The 2,834-nt window shown below is 61.9% G+C and carries 3 protein-coding genes; 1 reads left to right on the top strand and 2 read right to left on the bottom strand.

Annotated elements, in window-relative coordinates; genetic code table 11:
- Positions 1-448: FAD-dependent oxidoreductase (locus B7L71_RS10445; RefSeq protein WP_170919485.1), on the bottom strand; the 448-nt coding region annotated here is incomplete at its 3' end.
- Between the two features lie 132 nt (positions 449-580).
- Positions 581-1,051 carry a hypothetical protein gene (locus tag B7L71_RS17125; protein WP_139790115.1) on the bottom strand — a complete coding sequence of 157 codons (471 nt, stop codon included), beginning with the start codon at positions 1,049-1,051 and terminating at the stop codon, positions 581-583.
- On the opposite strand from B7L71_RS17125, the gene B7L71_RS10440 reads away from it, so the two are divergent.
- Positions 1,050-2,834 (top strand): molybdopterin-dependent oxidoreductase (locus B7L71_RS10440; protein ID WP_081137778.1); only part of this gene is annotated, 1,785 nt, incomplete at its 3' end. The genes B7L71_RS17125 and B7L71_RS10440 overlap by 2 nt on opposite strands.

The following is a 2,834-nucleotide window of genomic DNA, read 5'->3' as shown; positions in this document are numbered from 1 at the left end:
GGGCAATGGCTTCCAGGGTGGCGACGTCCTCGAGGGTGCGAAAACCGTGTACGCCGCGCAGGGCGACCCCCGGCAGGTCGGGCATGGCCGAGCGGGAGCCGGTGGCTATCACCAGGCGGTCATAAGAGAGTGCATCGCCCGAGTGAGTGATGACCCGCTGACGTTGACGGTCGATCTGCGCAACGCGCTGGCCAAGGCGCAGGGTCACGCCTTGCCGGGCAAGGGCCTCTGGGTCTTGCAGGGTCAGGGCCTGCTGCTCCAGTTCACCGGCTAACCGAGGTGACAGCAGAATGCGGTTGTAGGCAGGCACCGGCTCCTCGCCGATCACGGTGATGCGTGTTGGGCGCGCCGGGTGACGCAGCAGCGTTTCGATCAGTCGATGGCTGGCCATGCCGTTGCCAATGACCACCAGATGCGCGTTGGGTGTGCATCGAGAGACCGTTTCCATGGTGGCTCCTGTGAATAAAAAACGCCCCTGACACGACCTTCACGAGGAAGGGTGTCAGGGGCGTCGTTGCCCATGGGCAGATTCAGTTACATGCCGCAACCGCCATTGGCTGCGCGATGTAAACTCGTATGACTAGCAGCAGCAAAAAATCGGCCAGCCGATGGCTGGAGAAGTATAGTTTTTTAAAATCAACTGCTTGACGTCATCAATAGCGGCCCCATTAGCCGTGATATGGGCCATGGCTGCACTGGTTTGGTGCCTTGTGGAGTGATTCTGCACCAGCGAAAGGCTCGCTGGCGTGTTGTGGAGGCACAGGATGTGAGAGGCGGTTTCTTTAGGTTTATGTTTTTGCTGATATTTATGAGTTTTTTGGAATATAGGGCCAATACTTGCAGTACTCCAGGTAACAACCAACAACGGCTCATTGCAGCACATTTGCCCATAATCAGCACAATGACTAATCGCGTCGAATAACGCTAAACGCAGCAAACCACTGATGAGTACGGCACGTGACGTGCCCCTGTGACAACGGCGTCCAGGCAAGCCTCTTGAGAGAGGCTGGCTTGGGCGCTTTTTGCTTTTTAGCGCGGGAGGAAATGCCATGCCAACGACCGCTCAGGTCAACACCACCTGCCCCTACTGTGGCGTGGGCTGCGGAGTGACGGCTACTCTGGAAAACGGCTGCGTTGCAGCGGTAGAAGGGGATCGCGGGCACCCTGCCAACCATGGCCGGTTATGCGTCAAGGGCACGGCGCTGCATGAAACCCTGGGCCACCATGGGCGACTGCTGCGCCCTCGGGTCGATGGCCGTGAGGTGAGTTGGGAGCAGGCATTGACCGCCACGGCCGAGCGGCTGCAGGCCCAGCGCAGTGCCCATGGCAATGCCTGCGTGGCGGCCTACCTATCAGGACAGCTGCTGACCGAAGACTACTATGTCGCCAACAAGCTGTTCAAAGGCTTTCTCGGCACCCCGCATCTGGATACCAACTCACGGCTATGCATGGCGTCGGCCGTGGCGGGCTACAAGCGTGCTTTCGGGGCGGATGCCGTGCCCTGCCAGTATGAAGACCTGGAAGAGGCCGAGCTGGTGGTGCTGGTGGGCTCCAATCTGGCCTGGAATCATCCTGTGCTGTATCAGCGTCTGAAAGTCGCCAAGGAGCGTAATCCACTGATGCGCGTGGTGGTGGTGGACCCGCGAGTCACGGACACCTGTGATATCGCCGATCTGTACCTGGGCATCGCGCCAGGCAGCGACGCCTTTCTGTTCAACGGGCTGCTGGCCTGGATGGCGGCCCAGCAGAAGCTGGACGACATCTATTTGCAGCGGCACACCGAAGGGATCGAGCAGGCGCTGGCCGCTGCCCAGCAGAGCGCCGGTAGCCTGCAAGCGGTCGCGAAGGCCTGCGACGTCGATGAAGAGCGGCTGGAGACCTTCTACTACTGGTTTGCCAGCCAGCTGCATGTGGTCACTCTCTACTCTCAGGGCGTCAATCAATCCTCCAGTGGTACCGACAAGTGCAATGCGATCATCAATTGCCACCTGGCGGGCGGCAAGATTGGCCTGCCGGGGGCCGGGCCCTTTTCGATCACCGGCCAGCCCAATGCCATGGGAGGTCGCGAAGTGGGCGGGTTGGCAAACCAGCTGGCGGCGCATATGGATTACCACACGCCCGGGGCACGCCAGCGTGTCAGCCGCTTCTGGTCGACGGAGCACCTGTCAGCCTCGTTGCCTGACGGGCCGGGCCACAAGGCGGTGGAGCTGTTCGAGGCCATCGAGCGTGGCGAAGTCACGGCGCTGTGGGTCATGGCCACCAACCCGGCAGTGAGCCTGCCGAATGGCGAACAGGTGCGTCGCGCCCTGGCCAAGTGCCCGCTGGTCATCGTTTCGGAGTGTGTGGCCCACACCGACCTGCTGCCCTTTGCCGATATCGTGCTGCCCGCGTCGGGTTGGTCGGAAAAGGATGGCACGGTCACCAACTCCGAGCGGCGCATTTCCCGCCAGCGGGGAATGCTGCCTCCGCCGGGCGAGGCGCAGCACGACTGGTGGATCATCTGCGAGGTGGCCAAGCGGTTGGGGTTCGCAGAAGCGTTCGATTATGCCCACCCCTGGGAAATCTTCGATGAGCATGCGCGGCTTTCCGGCTATGAAAATAGCGGTGCCTCTGCGCGGCTGTTCGACATCTCAGGCCTGAGCGGCCTGGGCCAGGCGGCGTATGATGCGCTGGCCCCCATTCAGTGGCCGGTCACTCGGCAAGCGCCCCACGGCACGCCGCGGCTGTTCGTGGATGGCCAGTTTGCCACGCCCAACGGTCGTGCACGGCTGCTGCCGATCGATCCGCGTTTGCCCCAGCAGGCGCTTTGCGAGCGCTACCCGCTGCGCCTCAAC

The sequence above is a fragment of the Halomonas sp. BC2 genome (genome assembly GCF_002078115.1).
GTDB classification, from domain to species: domain Bacteria; phylum Pseudomonadota; class Gammaproteobacteria; order Pseudomonadales; family Halomonadaceae; genus Vreelandella; species Vreelandella stevensii.
The sequence above is the reverse complement of the archived record's forward strand: the minus strand, read 5'-3'. Positions and strand labels throughout refer to the sequence as shown.